Source organism: Streptomyces sp. NPDC101151 (assembly GCF_044768335.1).
In the GTDB taxonomy this organism is placed as follows: Bacteria; Actinomycetota; Actinomycetes; order Streptomycetales; family Streptomycetaceae; genus Streptomyces.
Genome location: NZ_JBIWPP010000032.1, coordinates 1 through 18,995 on the forward strand (window position 1 = coordinate 1; position 18,995 = coordinate 18,995).

Here is an 18,995-nt window from a genome sequence, read left to right on the forward strand (position 1 = left end):
AACTCAGACACGCGCGAAGACACCCAACCCACCCCCTGGGACCCCTACCCAGGAACCCACGCCCGAGACCTAAAACAACGGCATTGCCCCTAGGGCCTGCTGCCCGCGGTGAGCAGATGGCCGCTGACGCCGAGCAGCGACGGCACCGACTCGGTCTTCCGCAGTGCGCGCAGGACCAGCTCCCGGCGGTCCGGATCGTCCAGCCGGTCGGACACCTCGCCCATCAGCCAGGCGGCGCCTTCCAGGCCGTACTGACCGTGGGGTGTCAGGCCGGCGTCGGAGAACTCGGCCAGGACCTCGGCGGGCTCGTGGAAGTAGGCCGTCGTGAACAGGGACTTCGACCCGCCGGTCGGACGCATCCGGCCGTCGCCCACCGCCGCCTCGATCTGCGGGCGGCGCTCGGCGTCGAAGTACAGCCCCGTGCTGAGGTTGTCGTGCAGGGCCGCGTACCGGTTGATCGTGGCGGCCACCACCAGCCCTCCGGGCCGCAGTACCCGGCGGGCCTCGGCGAGCGTCCGGACCCGGTCCTGTCGCTCGGGCAGGTGGTACAGCGGGCCGAGCAGCAGGACCACGTCCACGGACGCGTCCGGCGCCGCCAGGGCACGGGCGTCGCCCTGGCGGGCCGTCACGCCGGGCAGCCGGGCCGCGCGCTCGACGTGCAGCGGCACCGGGTCCACGAGTTCCACCGCGTATCCGTCGGCGGCGACCCACTGGGCGTGGACACCGCTTCCGCCTCCGACGTCCAGGACCCGCGCCGGAGCGGGCGGCAGGAGACGGCGCAGGACGTCCTGGGTACGCCACAGCTCCAGGCGCCCGGTGCCCGAGCGCAGCCGGCCGTCCTCCCTGTCCCGCCCGTAGTACTCCGCGATCTCCTCGTCGAGCGCGGGAGCTCCGGCTCCCGCCGTGCGATCCGTGTCCATCCCCGCAGCCTCGCCTCCCGCGCCCGACTCGGACAAGCGAATTCCGTGCCGCGGCTGGGGCGTGCGGTGTCCGGTGGCCCTTGTCCGGGTCTCGGCGCTGAGCCCTCGGCGCTCAGCGCCCGGGAACGGGAACGGGACGTCGAGGAAGTTCTGGGCTCCGGTCATCGTCGGGAAGCGGTCTCCGGATGGCCGGCCTCCGCGGCCGGGGCTAGCGTGCGAGGGGTGGTTTCCTCGGTCTCTTTCTCTTTCGCTCAGCAGGCCGGCGCGGCCGGAAGGAGCAGTCATGATGTTCGACAAGCCGGTGATCGGCGGACCCTGCTGGACCGAACTGGGGACCAGCGATCTGGAGGGGGCCAAGCGCTTCTACGCGGACCTGTTCGGCTGGCGGCCGGAGACGGATCCCCGGCAGGAGGCGGGCGGATACACGGTGGCGCACCTGGGGGACGCGGCGGTCGCGGCGCTCACCCCGCTGTACCAGGAGTCCCAACCCGTCGCCTGGAACGTGTCGTTCGCGGTGGCGGACGCGGACGAGGCGGTACGGCGTGTGGAGGAGGCCGGCGGGACGGTGGTCCTCGGCCCGATGGACGTGTTCGACGTGGGCCGCTTCGCGGTGGCCCTCGACCCGACGGGCGCGGCCTTCCAGCTGTGGCAGGCGCGGGCCTTTCCGGGCGCCGGTCTGTTCAACGCCCCCGGCACGCTCGGCTGGGTGGAGCTGGCGACCCGGGAGACCGACCGGGCCCGTGACTTCTACACCACGGTCTTCGGCTGGAGTGTCAACGCCTCGCAGTGGTACACGCAGTGGGGCATCGGCGGGGAGGACTTCGGCGGCATGGCCGAGATGGGCGACCGGTTCCCGCCGGAGGTACCGCCGCACTGGCTGCCGTACTTCGCGGTGGACGACGTGGACGCGACGGCCCAGGTCGCCGCGCAGGCGGGCGGGGCGGTCGTGCTGCCGCCCACATCCGTCCCGGACGGCCCGCGCATCGCGATGCTGCGGGATCCGCAGGGGGCGGCGTTCGGTGTGCACAAGGCCGGCGAGGAGGGCTGAGCGGCCGGCGTGCCCGGGGTTCCGTTGTCACACTCCCGCCGTCCGCCCGGAGTGCTCGCCCCGCGGCGTCCGCCGTACGACGTGCGCCACGGCCACATACCCACGCCGGTGTTCACGCGCGCAGCGCGCCCATCCGTCCCTCCAGGCCGCTGAGCAGGTCGGCCAGCAGTGCGGCCAGGTCGCCCTGGCCCTCGGGAGCGAGGACGGACAACACGGCGGTCTCGTAGGCGAGTTGTTCGGGGAGGATGCCGTCGACCAGGTCGCGGCCGGTGTCGGTGAGACGGAGGTGTGCGACCCGGCGGTCACGGGTGTCGCCGCGCCGTTCGACCAAACCGCGTTCGGTCAGCTGCTTGAGCCGCTTGGTGACGGCGGCTCCGGAGGAGAAGGTCTCCCGTGCCAACTCCCCCGGCGTCAGCTCGTGGCCGGTACGGCGCAGCGCGCCCAGCAGGTCGAACTCCGGGCGGCTGAGCCCGGCCCTGCGCAGCGGGGCGTCCTCCGCCTGCTGGAGGAGGGCGGCACAGCGGTTGATCCTGCCGATGACCTCCATGGGCCCGGTGTCCAACCCGGGGTGCACGGCACGCCACTGCCGGACGACGGCGGCGACGGTGTCGCCCTGTGCCGCGCCATTGCCGGCACCGCGCTCCACACCGTTCCCGGTGCCCTGTGCCGCGCCATGCTCTCGGCCCTGCGCGGCGTCGCTCCCCGCAGCCTGCGCCGCGCCCTGCCCTGGGCCGTGCGCCGCGACGCCCTCAGCACTCTGCCCCGCGCCGCCCCCAGCACCCTGCGCCGCGCCGATCCCTGGGCCCTGCCCCTCGCGATTCCCAGCGCCGTGAGCCGTACTGCTCCCGGCATCCGGAAGGCCGTGCCCGGCCTCGCTCGCGGTTCCCGGCCCGCCGGCCTCGCCACCTCGTGCCGCCGACGGCCGCCCGGCCCCGCCCCCCTCGGCCTCCGGCCGGCCGGCCATGGCAGCCCCGGCCGACGCCTGCCCACCGGCCGCAGCTTCCTGGGCCGTCGACGGCCCGGCCGCCGCAGTGGTTTCGGCCTCCGGCTGCCCGCCGACGCCAACGTACCCAGCCATCGCTCGCCCGCCCGACGCAGAACCCCCGGCCGCCGCCCGCCCGGCCGCAGCTTCCCCGGCCGTCGGCTGCCCAGCCGCCCCGGTGCCGTCGGCATCCGGCCGCCCAGCCATAGCAGCACTCCCGGCCGTCACCCGCCCGGCCGCCGAAGTACCTTCAGCCGATGTCTGCCCACCGGCCCCGACATCCCCGGCCATCGGTCGTCCCTTCGTCGGCGTCATGGCCGTGCGTCCTCCGTCGTTCAGCCTGTGTCCTGCTCCAGGGGTGCGAGGCCCTGGCGTCGTACCGTCGCGGCGAGCGTACGGTGTCCGGACTGCTCGGCGAGCACGACCCGCTCCTCGGGCAGGGCGCGCTGCCACCATTCGCCGGAGGCGGCGTCAGCCGTGGCGCGCACGTCCACCAGGGAGGCGGCGAGGGTGCGCCGGGCCGCCTCCAGGGCGCGGGGTTCCGGGTGCGGCTCGGCGAGCAGGCGGGCGGCGTGCTCGCGGGCGCGTTCGGCCACGGTCAGTGCGTGCTCGATCCGTTCGCCCGCGCGCCGGTTGGTGACGGCCACGGCCGCGACGAAGCCGACGAGGGCGCCGACGAGGGTGTCCGCGACTCGCTCGGTGATCAGCCGGCCGGGGTCCTGGGTGCGGGCGAACTCGGTGATGAGCAGGGCCATCGGGGTGACGCACACGCTGCCGAGCCAGTAGTTGCGGCCCATCAGCGCCTCGGCACCGAAGGTGAGGGCGAGGCAGCACAGCACCAGGGCCGCCGGGTGGAGATGGGCGAGCGGGGTGACGACGGCGAAGACGAGGACGCCGACGAGGTTGCCGACGACGCGCTGGATGCCCCGGCTCCAGGTGAGGGTGACGTTGGCCTGGTAGAGGGAGGCCGCGGTGACCAGCGCCCAGTAGGGGCGGCCGACACCGAGGGCGAGGGAGGCGTATCCGGCGAGGGCGCAGCCGATCGCGGTGCGGGCGGCCAGGGGCGCGAGCGGGGCGAGCCGGTGTCGCAACGGGCTGCGCGAGAGGGCCGGTCCGGGCTCCACGCCGAGCAGTTCGGCGGCCGGCTCGCGCGGGATCCCGGCCCGCGGGATCCGGCCGGTGCCACGCAGATCCCCGGCCCAGGCACGCAGCCGCGCCGGGTCGGTGTCGGCGGGAGCGGCGAGGGCGACCTCGGCACGGACCAGGAGCCGTTCGAGGGCGCGCCGGGTGCGGTCGGTGCGGGCGCCGGCGGCCGGCAGGGACTGCCGGGCCGCGTGGACGGCGGCGGCGCATGTGGCCCGGGCCTTGGTGTGGCCCTCGGCGGTGCCGCGCGTGGCGGCGTACGCGGCAGCCGCGTTCAGGGCGTGCGCCGTGGCGCGGCGCTCGGGGCCGTGCGGGCGCAGCAGCCCGGGTGCCATACCGACCAGCCAGGCCCAGGCACCGGCCGCGAGGGCGAGGCCGAGGTGGCCGGGGACCTGGCCGAGGCTCTGCGGCGCGAACAGTGAGGCGGAGCTGATGAAGGTGAGGACCACATTGCCGGGCGGACCGATGTGGGTGGCGTCGCACACCGTCTTCTGCACGGCCGCCATGAGGGCGCCGATGGTGACCAGCACGACGGGGTCGGTGGTGAGCGCGGCCGCGACGAGGGCCGCGGCGAGCCCGCCGACCATGCCGAGCACCACCCCGGCAAGGGCCCGGGCCCGGGCGGCGTAGGGCCGGCTGTGGCCGTAGAGCGCGCACAGGGATCCCGCCATCGTGTACATGGCGAGGTCGAGGCGCCCCAGTGCCAGGAGGGTCAGGTTGGGCGGGGCGACCGCGGCGACCGAGCTCAGCGCGGGCTTGAACCAGATGTCGGAGGGCCGTCCGAGGCGCAGGGTGCCGGCGAGGGGGAGACGGAGACGGAGACGGGTCGCACTGCTCATACCATCAATTTAGCATGTGTTTTACTCGTAAATCACATCTGGAATCTCACCCCTCACCTGCTGCGCTCCGGTGAATGCTCCCCGTGTACATCCTTGCGCTCGCGTGCGCCCCACGTGCCGTGGGCATCGCATCCCTCGACGGACCGTCGAGCGTGGAGGTGCGCGTGCACGGACCGGTGTCGGCCGCCTGGCTGCTGGTCGCCCTGTGCGCGGCGACCGGGTCCTACTGCCTGCTGCGGATGCGCAGCGCAGTCGAGGAGCAGCGCCGTGCCGCGGGCGGCGAGGCGCTCATGGGATTCGGCATGGCCGCGATGGCCGTGCCCGCGGCGGTGTTCACGCCTCCGGGGTGGGCGTGGCCGCTGTACGCGGCCGTGTTCGGCGCGGCGGCGCTGCGCGCCCTGTGGTCCGCGCGCAGCGGCCCGCACCATCTGCACCATCTCGTGGGGACGGCGGCGATGATCTACATGTCCCTCGCCATGACGGCCTCCCCCGCGGCCCACCACCACGGGCACTCCGGCGCCGGAGTGCCGCTGGTGACGGGCACGCTCCTGCTCTACTTCACCGGCTATGTGCTGCTGTCCGGCGCCCGTCTCGTGCCCGCCGCCGCCACGGCGGGCCGGACGGTGCCCGTGCGCTGGGGTGACCGTCCGGAGCTGGCACGGGCGTGCCGGCTGTCGATGGGGATCGGCATGGTGGCCATGCTGCTGACGCTGTGAACGGCCGGGCCTCCCAGCAAGCGCAGGCGTTGCCTGCGTCACTTCGGCACCATGGACCGTACCCGTGAGCAGCCCCGCGCTCATAGGGTGCTGTCCATGATGGTCCCCGTGGCACTGTTGCTGCTCGGCGCCGTGACCGCCGTCGTCGCCCCGCGGCTGCTCGCCCGGGCCGACTGGCGGGACCGCGAGCCGGTGGTCGCCCTGTGGGTCTGGCAGTGCGTGGTGGCGGCCGTACTGCTGTGCTGCGCACTGTCGATGACGCTCAGCGGGGCGGCGGCCTGGCAGGCGGTGCGCGGGCATGTCTTCGGCGCGGCTCCGCGCGCGGTGGTGGACGCCTACGCCCTCGGCGCGACCGGACCATGGGCGGCGACGATCGCGGTGGCGCTCGCCTGCGCCGGACTGTGGAGCCTTGCGATGCTGGTGCGCGAGGTCGTAGGGGCCCGGGGGCGACGGCGCCTGCAGCGGACCGAACTCCTGGTGCGGGCCCCGCTGTTGCCGGGCGAGGAGGCGGCCGGCGGCCGGCTGGTGGTGCTGGAGGGCGAGCGCCCCGACGCCTGGTGGCTGCCCGGTGCGGCACCCCGGCTCGTCCTCACGACGGCCGCCCTGCGCCGCCTGAAAGGGCGTCAACTGGACGCCCTGCTCGCCCATGAGCAGGGGCACGACCGGGCGCGGCACGACTGGCTGCTGCACTGCTCGGCCGCGCTCGCGGGCGGCTTCCCGCAGGTGCCGGTGTTCGCCGCCTTCCGCGACGAGATGCACCGGCTGGTCGAGCTGGCCGCCGACGACATGGCCTCCCGGCGCTTCGGCCGGCTGACGACCGCGCTGGCGCTCGTCGAACTCAACGAGGACCGGGGCGTGTTCGGGCCCGGTCCGACCCCACAGGCGGCTGTCCGGCAGCGCGTGCACCGGCTGCTGACTCCCCCGGACCGCCTCCCGGCGCTGCACCGGCTGCGGCTGACGGCGGCGGCCGCGCTGGTGCCGTTCGTCCCGCTGCTCGTGGCGCTCGTACCGGGGCTTCGGGCCTTGGGCTAGGGCCTGCAGCCGGACTCCGGTGGGGAGCATGCGGGGCGTCGCGCGGCAGACGGCCGACGGCCGGCGGCCCCGCCGCCTGGGATGGTGGCTCTCGGGTCGTCCCGTCGACGAAGATCGCCGCATGCACCGCAAGCCCGTCGACGCCCGACCCCGCCCGTCCGCCCACCGCACCGCGGCCGTCGCGGCCGCCGTACTCGCCGCCTCTTCCGCGCTGCTGCTGATACTCGTCGCGACCCGGTGGCATCCCCTGCTCGGACTGGACGGCGACGTCGCCCGCACCACCCATTGCTGGGCGGTCCGCGAAACAGGCCTCACGCACGCCTTCCGCATCCTGACGGACTGGGTGTGGGACCCGCTGACCATGCGCCTGGTCTGCGCGGCGGCCGCCGTCTGGCTGGTGTGGCGCCACGCGGCCTGGTGGACGGCGCTGTGGCTGGCGGTGACCTGTGCCGTGGCCACGATCGTGCAGCAGTCGGTGAAGGCCGCTGTCGACCGGCCCCGCCCGGTCTGGCCGGATCCCGTCGACAGCGCGCACTACGCCGCCTTTCCCTCCGGCCACGCCATGACGGCGACCGTGGTGTGCGGGCTGTTGCTGTGGGTGCTGCACCGCCACGGCGCGGGCCGCGCACTGTGGCGCACGGCCGTCTCCCTGGCCGCCGTCTCGGTGGTCGGCGTGGGCCTGACCCGGGTGTGGCTGGGTGTCCACTGGCCCTCGGACGTCGTCGGCGGCTGGCTGTTCGGGGCGCTGGTGGTGGCGGTGGCCGTGCTGGTGCACGAGTGGCCGCGGGGCGGCCGGGCGCGACCACCGGCCGGGTAGAGTCCGGCGCATGGCTGCCGTGCTGTTCGATTTCTCGGGAACCCTCTTCCGCATCGAGTCCACCGAGTCCTGGCTGCGAGCCACGCTGAAGGAGACCGGGCAGACGCTGGCCGAGCCGGAACTCGTCGGCACCGCGAGGGCTTTGGAGGCGGCCGGTGCGCTGCCGGGCGGGGCGGACCCGGTCGAGCTGCCCGAGGAACTCGCCGGCCTGTGGGCGGTACGGGACGAGAGCGCCGCACTGCACCGGGCCGCCTACACCGGACTGTCCCGGCGCGTGCCGCTGCCCGACCCGGGCCTGCACGAGGCGCTCTACGAGCGGCACAAGTCCCCCGCCGCCTGGTCGCCGTACCCGGACACCGCCGAGGTGCTGCGCACGCTGCGCGAGCGCGGGATCGGCGTCGGCGTGGTCAGCAACATCGGCTGGGACCTGCGCCCGGTCTTCCGTGAGCACGGCCTCGACGCGTATGTGGACGCCTATGCGCTGTCGTACGAACACGGTGTGCAGAAGCCGGACCCGCGGCTGTTCTCCGCCGCCTGCACCGAACTGGCTGTCGAGCCGCGGCAGGCGCTGATGGTCGGCGACAGCAGGGCGGCGGACGGCGGCGCGGCCGTCCTGGGCTGCCGGGTGCACTTCGTCGACCATCTGCCCGTGGCACAGCGGCCCGACGCGCTGCTGCCCGTGCTGGACCTGGTGGGCTGAACGTACGGGGCTCCGGGGGCACCGGCCTCCCGCCCCGTCGATGCGCCGGGCCGCCGGCCCGCGTCGGCGCACCGAGCTTCCGCTCACGTCGATCTCGCCGGACGCGGCGGCCTGCGTGCGCCAGCGACGGGCAGGGCCCCGCGCCGCCCGCCTGAGACGATCCCCCGCGTCGCCCCAGACGGACGGCAGCCCTGAACTGACTCCGCGAACCGCGGTGCCACTGCGTTGAGTATAGTTGGCTGGCAGCCAGTCAACGCAGGAGTTACAGGATGTCCCCGCGCAGCGCCTCGGTCAATGAAGAGTTGCGCCGTCGTTCCAGGGAGCGGCTGCTCCAGGCCGCGGTGGAGCTGGTGGACGAGCACGGGTTCGAGGCCACCACGCTGGCCGACATCGCGGACCGTGCGGGTTCGGCGCGCGGACTGGTGTCGTACTACTTCCCCGGCAAGCGCCAGCTGGTGCAGTCGGCCGTGCACCGGCTGATGCACCGCACGCTGGAGGAGGCGCTGGAGCGGGAGCCGCGCACCGAGGACGGCCGCGAACGGCTGGCCCGGGCCATCGACGCGATCCTGGGCCTCGCCCACGACCGGCCGGTGCTGATGCGGCAGCACATGGCGGGGCTGCTCCAGGCCGAGGGTTTCGTGCAGTGCCCGGAGCAGCGGCGCCTCTCGGAGCTGCTGAGCGACACGGTCACCCGGTACGGCTCCCCGGACGTGACGGCCGACTACCCGCTGCTGCGGGCCGTACTGATGGGGGCCGTGTACGCGGCACTGGTGCCAGGGGTGCCGATGCCCGTCCCCGCACTGCGGGCCGAGCTGTTCAAGCGGTACGGGCTCGACTGGGAGCAGGGCATGCCGCCGGGGAGCGGCACGGACGCCGGCACGGGGCGGGACCAGGATCTGTCGCGGTTCTTCGCCACGGAGGAGCGGGCCGAGGAACGGCCGGAGTAACGGCCGAACGAGCGGCGCGAGGAGCGGCCGATGCGGCGGGCACCGGGGCGGCCGTGGCCCAACCGGCCCCTTCAGCGCCTCGCATGACGAGGTGCCAGGAAACCGGCGTCCCGTGCCTGGGCGATGAGCCCGAGGGAGCGCCTGCGGCTGTGCCCGGTCGCGCACATCACCGCGAGAACCGGGTCGAGGCCCCGGCCCTGGGCCGCCCGGTATTCCTGGGCGACCAGCCAGCACCCCTCGATGCCCGGCGGCCAGGCCGGGCGGGCGCGCCGGGGCCCCGGGTAGGCGACAGCCGCCTCGCCCCGCACGGCTCCGCGGTCCGCGACGCCTTTGCCGCAGTCCGCGTACGCCCCGTCCGCCGCCGCGCACGCCTCGAACAGCGGTCCCTCGATCCAGTCGGCGAGCACGGTCAGGTCGGCCAGCGACAGGGCGGGCTGCGCCTTGACGTCCTCGATGGACACACATCCCTGGGTCACCACGGCCAGGGCGTCGACCCGCGCACCGTCGGGGAAGGCCAGCAGGAGGTGGTACCAGGACGTGGCTCTCCCGGACTCCTGCACCTGCCACGCGGGCCACACGGAGACCGTGCCGTCCTCCGCGGGCCGATCAGAAAGATTAAGAAAGGATGCGTCTAGCACACACGCAACGTAACCAAATGATCACACTCGATACGACCGGACACGCGTCCAGGTCACCCCGGCGGCCCCTGCCGTTGTGGGCCAGGCGGTGCCATGCTGGAGCCGTCCGCACACCCTTCCCCCTCCTTCGAGCAAGGAGTACCGCCGTGCTGCGTGTCGCCGTCGTCGGATCCGGGCCGAGCGGGTGCTACACCGCCCAGAACCTGGTCCAGCTGGACCCCGAGGTGCGCGTGGACGTGCTGGACCGGCTGCCGTGCCCCTACGGCCTGGTGCGCTACGGCGTCGCCCCGGACCACGAGAAGATCAAATCCCTGCAGGGCAATCTGCGGACGGTGCTGGAGCACGACCGCGTGCGCTTCCTCGGCGGGGTCCGGATAGGCGGACCCGGCGGACTGCCCGTGGAGCGGCTGCGGACGCTGTACCACGCGGTCGTGTACTGCGTGGGCGCCGCCACCGACCGCCGGCTCGGGATCCCCGGCGAGGAGTTGCCGGGCAGCTGGTCCGCGACCGAGTTCGTGTCCTGGTACAGCGCGCACCCGGACGCGGCCGACGCGGGGTTCGTGCGCGACGTCAGGTCGGCGGTGGTCATCGGCGTGGGCAATGTGGCCGTGGACGTCACGCGGATGCTGGTGCGGGGCGCCGGCGAGCTGCGGCCGACGGACATGCCGCAAGCGGCGCTGGACACGCTGGCGACGAGCGGGGTCACCGAAGTCGACATGGTCGGCCGGCGCGGGCCCTCGCAGGCTCGTTTCACCACCAAGGAACTGCGCGAGCTGGGCGGCCTGCCCGACACCGAAGTGGCCGTGGATCCGGGCGAGTTGGCGCTCGATCCCGCCTATGCCGATCCTTCCGCGCTGCCCGCCGTGCAGCGCCGGAACGTGGAGGCGTTGCGCGGCTGGGCCGCCGCTCCGCCCGGGCAGGCCGAGCGGCGGATCCGGCTGCGGTTCTTCCTGCGGCCCGTGGAACTGCTCGCGGACGGCGGCCGGGTGGGCGCTGTGCGCTTCGAGCGGACGGAGCCGGACGGGCGGGGCGGTGTGAGGGGCACCGGCCGGTACGAGGACGTGGCGGCACAGTTGGTGCTTCGCTCGGTGGGCTATCGCGGGGTACCGCTGGAGGGGCTGCCGTTCGACACGACGAGCGGCACCGTGCCGCATCGGGAGGGGCGCGTCCTGCGCGACGGCGTCACCTCATCGGGCGAGTACGTCGCAGGGTGGATCAAACGCGGCCCGACGGGTGTCATCGGCACCAACCGGCCGTGCGCCAAGGAGACCGCGACCTCCCTGCTCGCGGACGCGCCCGCGCTCGTACGCCAGGAGGTGCCGCGGGACCCGCTCGTGGCGCTGCGGGCCGCGGGTATCGAACCGGTGCCGTGGACGGGCTGGCTGGCGATCGAGCGCGCCGAGGCCGAGCTGGGCGCGCGGCTCGGACGGAGCGTGGTGAAGCTGGCCGACTGGGACGCTCTGCTGGGGGCGGCGCACTCCACATAGCGGCCTCGGGTTCGGGCAGCGGAGCCGACGGCTTCCGGAGTGAGCGGCTTGCGGAGTGGGCGGCTTCCCGGTGGGCATGACACACACCGGCGACAACATCGAAATCAACAAACTGTTCAAGGGCCTTACGGTCTCGTGCTGTTCGGACATCACCCCCGCCCCGCCGCTCTGGAGCCCCCATGGCCACGACCGCAGATGTGCACCCCGTCGACGAGATGCCACCGGTTCGGCACCTGGCGGCCTTCGGTCTGCAGCATGTGCTCGCGATGTACGCGGGAGCCGTCGCGGTGCCGCTGATCGTGGGCGGCGCGTTGAAACTGTCGCCCGCCGACCTGGCATATCTGATCACCGCCGATCTGCTGGTGTGCGGCATCGCCACGCTGATCCAGTGCGTCGGGTTCTGGCGGTTCGGCGTGCGCCTGCCGATCATGCAGGGCTGCACGTTCGCGGCCGTGACGCCGATGGTGCTCATCGGGACGACGGGCGGGGGTCTGCCCGCGATCTACGGCTCGGTGATCGTGGCGGGGCTCGCGATCATGCTGCTCGCGCCGGTGTTCGGCCGCCTGCTGCGCTTCTTCCCGCCCCTGGTCACCGGCACGGTGATCCTGATCATCGGTGTCTCGTTGCTGCCGGTCGCGGGCAACTGGGCCGCGGGCGGCGTCGGCGCCAAGGACTTCGGGGAGCCGAAGAACCTGGCGCTGGCGGGCTTCGTGCTGGCGGTGGTGCTCGGCGTGCAGCGGTTCGCGCCGGCCTTCCTCGGCCGGATCGCCGTACTGGTCGGCATCGCGGTGGGTCTGGCGGTCGCCGTGCCGTTCGGGTTCACCGACTTCGGCGGGGTCGGGGACGCGGACTGGGTGGGGATCAGCACGCCGTTCCACTTCGGCGCACCGGAGTTCAGGGCGTCCGCGATCGTGTCCATGCTGGTGGTGGCGCTGGTGACGATGACGGAGACGACCGGTGACCTGATCGCGGTCGGCGAGATGACCGGGCGTCGGGTCGAGCCGCGCCCGCTGGCCGACGGTCTGCGCGCGGACGGCCTGTCGACCGTCCTCGGCGGGGTGTTCAACACCTTCCCGTACACGGCGTACGCCCAGAACGTGGGCCTGGTCGGGATGACCCGGGTGCGCAGCCGCTGGGTGGTCGCGGCCGCCGGCGGCATCCTCGTACTGCTCGGCCTGCTGCCCAAGCTGGGCGCGGTGGTGGCGGCGATCCCCGCGCCGGTGCTCGGCGGTGCGGGCCTGGTGATGTTCGGAACGGTAGCGGCGAGCGGGCTGCGGACGCTGGCCCGCGTCGACTTCAAAGGCAACAACAATCTGACGGTGGTGGCCGTTTCGGTGGCGATCGGCATGCTGCCGGTGGGCGTGCCGACGATCTACGCGAAGTTCCCGGACTGGTTCCAGACGGTGATGAACAGCGGCATCAGCGCGGGCTGCCTGACGGCGATCGCCCTGAACCTGCTGTTCAACCACCTTCCCACGAAGGCGGGTTCCGCCGAGCCGGACGGCCTGTCGGCCGATGGCGGCGACGCCGTCGGGTCTCCGACACCCTGACTGACGGGACCCACCGCAAGTACGCGAGTCCGGACATCACCTACAAGCGAGCCCGGGCGGTGGGGCCGCCGGCCGCGGCGGAGGAATGCGGCGGCGGCCCCACCGGCGAGCGTCGGTCACGCATAGCTCCAGCGCCACGCGTTCGACTTGTAGACGCACTTGATGCGATCGCCGCCGGCGTCGGTGGTGACGGCTCCGTGGTCGCCGTTGCGGCAGAACTGGCCTGCCTCGTAGCAGTTGCCGGCGTTGGAGACGATCGAGCATGTGCCGGTGTCGGAACTCCCGCTGTCGTCCGGACCGGCGGCCGCCTGCGCGGCTTCGGTGACTCTGACCGTGACGGTCGGTCCGGGCTTCTTCACCGTCCTGGTCTTCGTGACGGTGGGCGCGGGCGCCGCCTTCGGAACGGCGGTCACGGTCGCGGTGGCCATGGCCGTGGCCGTGACCGTCGCCCGCGGAGCCGCCCCGGCATCGGCCGAGGCCCCGCCGGTGCCCGTCGTGGCGATCACCGCGCCCAACGTGAAGAGCGTGAAGCCGCCGAACCATATTCTCTTGCGTCTGTGCAGCGGACGGTTGTCGGACTGTCCCGGTCCGGGACGCATCGTCGACGGCTGGTTCATCTGCCACCCCCCAAGGTGTTTCTGGCGGAGTGACGGTAGCGCCCGGACGAGTGAATGTGAAAGTAGTGTGAAGGCTACGCAAGGATGACGTGACCTCGGTCAGCCTGCCGGCCCCGGCTCCCCGGTGAACTGCGCCTGATAGTCCGCGTACGCGGTGCGCAGCAGGTCACCGGGCCAGTCGGCGGGCAGCAGCCCGGAGGGCAGGACCGGGTCGGCGAGCAGGTGGCGTACGGCCGCGGCGAAGGCGGTGAGGCGGTCGGCCGGAAGACGGGCGTCGGTCGCGTGGGCGAGCAGGGTCCGCGCGGTGGCGGCCCAGGCGTCCAGCGGCCACAGACGGGCGACCAGGTCGTGCGGGGAGCCGTCGGGGCGGGCCGTGTACGACTGCGCCACGCGCGCGAGCTCGGCGGGCAGGGCCCGGTCCAGGTTGGCCGGCCGCAGCCACACTCCCTCGCGGAGCTCGGCCAGGCGCAGGGCGGCCAACCGGGTGCGCAGGTCGGCGCGTTCGGCGGGGCCGCGGCCGGTCGCCGTGATCACGACCATCTCCCAGGCGCCGTCCCACGCGCGCGTGATCGGGTGCAGCGCCTCGTCCTGACGGTTCTGGCGGGCCAGCAGCCGGTCACTGAGCCCGTAGACGGCGTCCGTGCGGCGCAGGTCCCCGGCGGCCACCATCCGGCTCAGCGCGGCCCGGAGCGTGGAGCCGCCGACACCGAACGGCTCCACCAGGCGGACCAGGTCCTTCACCGGCAGCTCGGGCGGATGCGCGCCCAGGAGCAGGCTCAGCACCACCGACCGTGCGGACAGCGGCCGCAGGCCGGCCTCACCCGGCTCGGCCGACACGTTCATGCGCATGGACACGTACTGTACGTGCGTCTTCTTGTTGCATCATTGCTACAGTCGCACGAAGAGTGCAACATGGCCGTATGGTCTCGATACCCGCGCCGGCGACGCAGCAGCAGTACGCCACCCACGACGTCACCAACCAGGCCGCACCTCTGGCCCCCTACGACGCTTCCGACGACCCGGCCCTGCTGGAGGGGCTGCGCCGGGAGGGTGCCGAGTGGGCCGAGGACGGCATTCGCCGGCTGGGCCTCCGGGCCGGCAGCGAGGAGGCCCAGGAGTGGGGCGAGCAGGCGAACCGGCACGAACCGGAGCTGCGCACCCACGACCGCTACGGCCACCGGATCGACGAGGTCGACTTCCACCCCAGCTGGCACCATCTGATGCGGACCGCGGTCGCCGAGGGCCTGGCCGGCGCCCCGTGGGCGGACGACCGGCCCGGCGCCCATGTGGCCCGCAGCGCGGGCGGACTGGTGTGGGGGCACACAGAGGCCGGGCACGGCTGTCCGACGTCGATGACGTATGCCGCCGTCCCCGCCCTGCGCTCCCAGCCGGACCTGGCCAAGGTCTATGAGCCGCTGCTCACCGGTCGCGCGTACGACCCGGAGCTGCGCGTCCCGGCCGAGAAGCCCGGACTGCTGGCCGGCATGGGGATGACCGAGAAGCAGGGCGGCTCGGACGTGCGTACCAACACCACCACGGCCACGCCCACCGGGGAGCCGGGCGTGTACACACTGCGGGGCCACAAGTGGTTCACGTCGGCGCCGATGTGCGACGTGTTCCTGGTCCTGGCGCAGGCGCCGGGCGGCCTGTCCTGCTTCCTGGTGCCCCGCATCCTGCCCGACGGCAGCCGCAACACCTTCCGCATCCAGCGGCTGAAGGACAAGCTCGGCAACCGGTCCAACGCCTCCTCCGAGCCGGAGTTCGACCGGACGGTGGCCTGGCTGGTCGGACCGGAGGGGCGGGGTGTGAAGACCATCATCGAGATGGTCAACTGCACCCGCCTGGACTGCGTGATGTCCTCGGCGACCCTGATGCGCAAGACGCTCGTCGAGGCGGGCCACCACGCGCGCCACCGCAGCGCGTTCGGCGCCCGGCTGTTCGACCAGCCGCTGATGCGCAACGTCCTGGCCGATCTGGCGCTGGAGTCGGAGGCGGCGACCACGCTCACACTGCGGCTGGCCGGGGCGGCGGACCGGGCGGTCCGCGGGGACGCCGGCGAGCGGGCCTTCCGTCGGATCGCCACCGCCGTGGGCAAGTACTGGGTCACCAAGCGGGGTCCGGCGTTCACGGCGGAGGCCCTGGAGTGCCTGGGCGGCAACGGCTATGTCGAGGAGTCCGGCATGCCCCGCCATTACCGGGAGGCTCCCCTGCTGTCCATCTGGGAGGGTTCGGGGAACGTGAACGCGCTCGACGTGCTGCGCGCCCTGGGCCGTGAACCGGACACTGCCGAGGCCCTGTTCACCGAACTCGCCCTGGCGCGCGGTGCGGACGCCAGGCTCGACGCGGCCGTGTCCGGGCTGAAGGCGCAGCTGGCCGAAACCGATCAGGTGGGCGCGCGTCGGCTGGTCGAGCGCATGGCCCTCGCCCTCCAGGCATCACTGCTGGTCCGGCACGCCCCGCACCCGGTCGCGGACGCCTTCTGCGCGACCCGGCTGGGCGGCGACTGGGGGCACGCGTTCGGCACCCTGCCCGCCGGGACCGGCCTGGACGCGATCCTGGAGCGGGCCCTGCCCGACCGGAACTGACCCCTTCCCCGGGCGGGCGGACCGGACGGCGCACCGTGGCCGGTGACAGCCGACGGATCGCACACAGTCAGTGCGCGATCGCGCTCGGTTGTCAGTGCCGTGGTGCAGACTCGCGATCAGGTGACACTCGCCCGGGGAGGACACAGTGTTCACGGGGATCGACGAGGTCGACTGGGCCTCGCTGCAACACGCGTACGGCAGTGCGGAGGACGTGCCCGGATGGTTACGGGGACTGGCCTCCGTGGACGCCGCCGAGCGGCAGACCGCGCTCGACGGCATGTACGGCACGGTGCACCACCAGGGGAACGTGTACGACTCGACGCTGGCCTGCGTCCCCTTCCTGTGCTCGCTCGCGGGACGCGAGGCGGTGCCGGACCGGGGCTGCATAGTCGAACTGCTCGTCAGCATAGGGGCGGAGAGCGGGGATGCCCGCGCGCGTGAGGCGGTGCGCACGGGCTCCGAGGTGTTCGTGTCCCTCCTCGGGGATCCGGACGCGGGAGTGCGCCGGGTGACCGCGGGGGCCGTCGTGCGGTTCCTCGACGACCCGGCCCGCGTGCTGGACCTGTTACGGCAGCGGATCCCGGTCGAGCGTGACGGCCGGGTCCTGCTGGCCCTGACCGAGGCCCTCGGCCTGTTCGTGCACCGGCATCCGGCGCACGCGCCCGACGCGGTGGAGCTCCTGACCGCACAGAGCGCCCCGCCCTTCGACCCGGGTCTGCGGCTGGCCGCGCTCGGCCAGCTCGCGCTCGCCGCCCCCGGCCGGCCGCCGGCGGACCTGGTGCCGACGGCCGTCCGGCTGCTGCGGGACAGGTCCGCGCGCCGCGCCCGGGTCCCGGACCGGTCCGGGCACGACTCCCTCGTGGGGCGGTTGCGACGACTGCGCCCCTCGGACGAGGAGGGCGCCCAGCTGCTGCGCACGCTGCACACCGCGCTCGGAGACCGGACCGGTGACCGGATCGCCCTGCTCACCGGGCAGTTGACCAGCCCGGACCCGATGGACCGCTGCAATGCCGTGTGCATGTCAGCAGCGCTGTTCCGCGGCTGGCGCGCCGACTGCGCCGGGCCGGTGGCGCTGATCGGCGCCCAACTGGACACGGAGCAGGACCGGTTGCGGGACGCGGCGGTCTCGGTCCTGGCAGAGCTGTTCGGCCTGGCCGCGCCCGCGGCGGACGACCTCCACGGACTGGTGACGGCCCGGCCCGACCTGTGGACGCACCGCTGGGAGCGCGGATCGCCCTCTGTCGGCGGCCCGCTCAAGGCCCTGGTCAGGTGCGGCGATCCACGGTCGGTACCGGTCCTGGCCCAGATCCTGGCGAGCCCGGCCGCGCCCGGCGGCCTGGGGCACGAGGTCACCCACCTCGGCCCGGCCGCGGCTCCCCTCGCCCCCGCGCTGCGGCACCGGCTGGGCCGGATCCCCCTCGACTCCCCCGCCGCCGACACACTGGCCGCCCCTCTCCTGTCCGCGCTCGGAGCCATCGGCGACCGGGACGCGGTACCGGAGGTGCTGCGGCTGCTGTCCGGCGCACCGGACGGCCTGGGGACACGGGAGAGACTGATCGCGCAGGTGGCCGAGACACTGGACGCCCTCGGGGCCACCGCGCAGGCGGCACCGGTTCTGCGGCAGCTCCTGCACACCCGGCACGCGGCCGCGGCGGCGGGCGCCCTGTGGTCGGCGGGCGACGGGGCTTCGGCCGTACTGCCCGTCCTGCTGCGGGAGTTGACGCGGAGCGAGCCGGGAAGCCGCCGGCTGGCCGCCCGGTATCTGGGCAGGCTCGGTCCGGCCGCCCGCACGGCCCTGCCGGAGCTGCGCCGGACGGCCCGCTCGGGGCAGATCTGGCAGCGGACGTCGGCCGCATGCGCGCTGTGGCACATCGGCCGGGACCCGGAACCCGTCCTGCCCGTGTTCCGGGCCGCCTGGTCGCAGAACCCCCACACCCGCGGCCCGATCGCACAGTGCCTCACCGCCATGGGCCCGGCCGCCGCACCGCTGCGGGACCTGGTGACGGCGGAACTGGCCGCCCCCAGGCGCCACACGGCCCGAGAGGGCGGGTACGGCAGCCATGACATCGCCAAGGACGAAGCGTTGCTCAGGAGCTGCGTGGAGGTGATGGCGGTGCTGTAGGCGCGCGACGGGCGGCAGGGCCCGTCATCCCGTCATCCGCCCCCACTGGGGTCCGAGTCGGGCCCACTCCGCGTCCCAGCGGTCCATGCGGCGGCGTTCCAGGCGGCTGCGGAGGACGAAGCCGCCGACGAAGGGCACGGCGGCGGCGCTCGCTCCCACGAGGCCGCCTATCAGGGTGGCGCGGAAGGCGGCCTCCGAGACGGTGGTGGGGCGGGTGACGAGGTGCCCCTCCGGGTCGGTCCAGACGGTGACGGGGGTACCGGCCTTGCTGCCCGGTGCGACCCGGGCCTGGCCGGTGTGGGCCGAGCCGTCGGCGACGGTCCAGCGGACCTCGGCCCAGACCCGCTCGCCGCCCACGCCCGGGGAGGTGGGCCTTCCGGGTGCCTGCCCGACGACGCGGGCGACGGCGGGATGCCAGGCGGCGCGTTCCCGGGCCAGTCCGTGCTCCACCGACCGGGCCGCCGCGAGGCCGGCCAGCACTCCGGCCAGGACGGTCAGCAGCCAGGCACCGAGCACCACCCAGGCCTCCACCACGTCGGCCCGGCGTCTGAGCGGATTGCGCCGCCAGCGCCACAGCCACACTTTGGGACCACGGAACGCCATCAAAGGCATTCTCCTCACGAGCGCACCGACAGGCCGGACCGACCTCCCATACGGGTAGGGCCGCCCCGTTGCTCACGACGAGCCGTCTCCTCGACGGTCGCACGAGACACCCCCTTCGCGCAGGCGCATGCCGCAACGGATCCCGCCGAACTCTGCGACAGGCCGACGACACTGCCTTGACCTGCGACGACGCGGCTACCGGGGCCGAGTGTCGGTGCCGGGGTGCAGACTGACCGGTATCTGACGACT

At 73.9% G+C, this 18,995-nt stretch carries 17 protein-coding genes; 10 read left to right on the forward strand and 7 right to left on the reverse strand.

Translation table 11 applies throughout. The annotated features are described in order from the left end of the window. Nucleotides 1-89: 89 nt before the first annotated feature. Complete coding sequence (locus ACIRU3_RS37080) at nucleotides 90-920, reverse strand: class I SAM-dependent methyltransferase (protein WP_404066204.1); 831 nt, start codon at nucleotides 918-920, stop codon at nucleotides 90-92. Between the two features lie 283 nt (nucleotides 921-1,203). Here ACIRU3_RS37080 and ACIRU3_RS37085 point away from each other — a divergent pair, with 283 nt between their 5' ends. Then, nucleotides 1,204-1,968: a VOC family protein gene (locus ACIRU3_RS37085; protein ID WP_404066207.1), complete on the forward strand. Its 765-nt coding sequence runs from the start codon at nucleotides 1,204-1,206 to the stop codon at nucleotides 1,966-1,968. A 112-nt stretch (nucleotides 1,969-2,080) separates the two neighbouring features. Here ACIRU3_RS37085 and ACIRU3_RS37090 read toward each other — a convergent pair whose 3' ends face one another. Both ACIRU3_RS37090 and ACIRU3_RS37095 read right to left on the reverse strand, forming a co-directional pair. Further along, nucleotides 2,081-2,614 (reverse strand): MarR family winged helix-turn-helix transcriptional regulator, encoded by a 534-nt coding sequence (locus ACIRU3_RS37090; protein WP_404066210.1) that lies wholly within the window; start codon nucleotides 2,612-2,614, stop codon nucleotides 2,081-2,083. 671 nt (nucleotides 2,615-3,285) lie between these two features. After that, entirely contained in the window at nucleotides 3,286-4,932 is a 1,647-nt protein-coding gene (locus ACIRU3_RS37095; RefSeq protein WP_404066213.1) for an FUSC family protein, read from the reverse strand. Nucleotides 4,933-5,096: 164 nt separating this feature from the next. On the opposite strand from ACIRU3_RS37095, the gene ACIRU3_RS37100 reads away from it, so the two are divergent. From ACIRU3_RS37100 to ACIRU3_RS37120, 5 genes are all read left to right on the forward strand, one after another. Further along, a complete protein-coding gene (locus ACIRU3_RS37100; protein ID WP_404066377.1) occupies nucleotides 5,097-5,648 on the forward strand; it encodes a DUF5134 domain-containing protein in 552 nt (183 codons plus the stop codon). A 96-nt stretch (nucleotides 5,649-5,744) separates the two neighbouring features. Further along, complete coding sequence (locus ACIRU3_RS37105) at nucleotides 5,745-6,680, forward strand: M56 family metallopeptidase (RefSeq protein ID WP_404066380.1); 936 nt, start codon at nucleotides 5,745-5,747, stop codon at nucleotides 6,678-6,680. A 121-nt stretch (nucleotides 6,681-6,801) separates the two neighbouring features. Then, complete coding sequence (locus tag ACIRU3_RS37110) at nucleotides 6,802-7,497, forward strand: phosphatase PAP2 family protein (RefSeq protein WP_404066216.1); 696 nt, start codon at nucleotides 6,802-6,804, stop codon at nucleotides 7,495-7,497. A gap of 10 nt (nucleotides 7,498-7,507) precedes the next feature. Further along, entirely contained in the window at nucleotides 7,508-8,197 is a 690-nt protein-coding gene (locus tag ACIRU3_RS37115) for an HAD family hydrolase (protein ID WP_404066219.1), read from the forward strand. Nucleotides 8,198-8,466: 269 nt separating this feature from the next. Beyond that, nucleotides 8,467-9,144 (forward strand): TetR/AcrR family transcriptional regulator, encoded by a 678-nt coding sequence (locus ACIRU3_RS37120; protein WP_404066221.1) that lies wholly within the window; start codon nucleotides 8,467-8,469, stop codon nucleotides 9,142-9,144. 71 nt (nucleotides 9,145-9,215) lie between these two features. On the opposite strand, the gene ACIRU3_RS37125 is transcribed toward ACIRU3_RS37120, so the two are convergent. Beyond that, a complete protein-coding gene (locus ACIRU3_RS37125) occupies nucleotides 9,216-9,722 on the reverse strand; it encodes a DUF6214 family protein (protein WP_404066224.1) in 507 nt (168 codons plus the stop codon). A gap of 206 nt (nucleotides 9,723-9,928) precedes the next feature. On the opposite strand from ACIRU3_RS37125, the gene ACIRU3_RS37130 reads away from it, so the two are divergent. Together ACIRU3_RS37130 and ACIRU3_RS37135 are read left to right on the forward strand one after the other, a co-directional pair. After that, nucleotides 9,929-11,269, forward strand: coding sequence for an FAD-dependent oxidoreductase (locus ACIRU3_RS37130; protein ID WP_404066226.1), 1,341 nt, complete (start codon nucleotides 9,929-9,931; stop codon nucleotides 11,267-11,269). 179 nt (nucleotides 11,270-11,448) lie between these two features. Continuing rightward, nucleotides 11,449-12,819, forward strand: coding sequence for a nucleobase:cation symporter-2 family protein (locus tag ACIRU3_RS37135; protein ID WP_404066228.1), 1,371 nt, complete (start codon nucleotides 11,449-11,451; stop codon nucleotides 12,817-12,819). Between the two features lie 116 nt (nucleotides 12,820-12,935). On the opposite strand, the gene ACIRU3_RS37140 is transcribed toward ACIRU3_RS37135, so the two are convergent. Continuing rightward, complete coding sequence (locus tag ACIRU3_RS37140; protein ID WP_404066231.1) at nucleotides 12,936-13,436, reverse strand: hypothetical protein; 501 nt, start codon at nucleotides 13,434-13,436, stop codon at nucleotides 12,936-12,938. A gap of 99 nt (nucleotides 13,437-13,535) precedes the next feature. Beyond that, complete coding sequence (locus ACIRU3_RS37145; RefSeq protein WP_404066234.1) at nucleotides 13,536-14,285, reverse strand: PaaX family transcriptional regulator C-terminal domain-containing protein; 750 nt, start codon at nucleotides 14,283-14,285, stop codon at nucleotides 13,536-13,538. A 71-nt stretch (nucleotides 14,286-14,356) separates the two neighbouring features. Here ACIRU3_RS37145 and ACIRU3_RS37150 point away from each other — a divergent pair, with 71 nt between their 5' ends. Further along, nucleotides 14,357-16,021, forward strand: coding sequence for an acyl-CoA dehydrogenase family protein (locus tag ACIRU3_RS37150; protein ID WP_404066236.1), 1,665 nt, complete (start codon nucleotides 14,357-14,359; stop codon nucleotides 16,019-16,021). A gap of 145 nt (nucleotides 16,022-16,166) precedes the next feature. After that, on the forward strand, nucleotides 16,167-18,143 hold the full coding sequence (locus tag ACIRU3_RS37155) for a HEAT repeat domain-containing protein (protein ID WP_404066239.1): 1,977 nt from the start codon (nucleotides 16,167-16,169) through the stop codon (nucleotides 18,141-18,143). Nucleotides 18,144-18,167: 24 nt separating this feature from the next. Here ACIRU3_RS37155 and ACIRU3_RS37160 read toward each other — a convergent pair whose 3' ends face one another. Continuing rightward, the gene (locus ACIRU3_RS37160) at nucleotides 18,168-18,746 is read right to left on the reverse strand and encodes a hypothetical protein (RefSeq protein WP_404066242.1); all 579 of its coding nucleotides are present in this window, start codon (nucleotides 18,744-18,746) and stop codon (nucleotides 18,168-18,170) included. Between the last annotated feature and the right edge of the window lie 249 nt (nucleotides 18,747-18,995).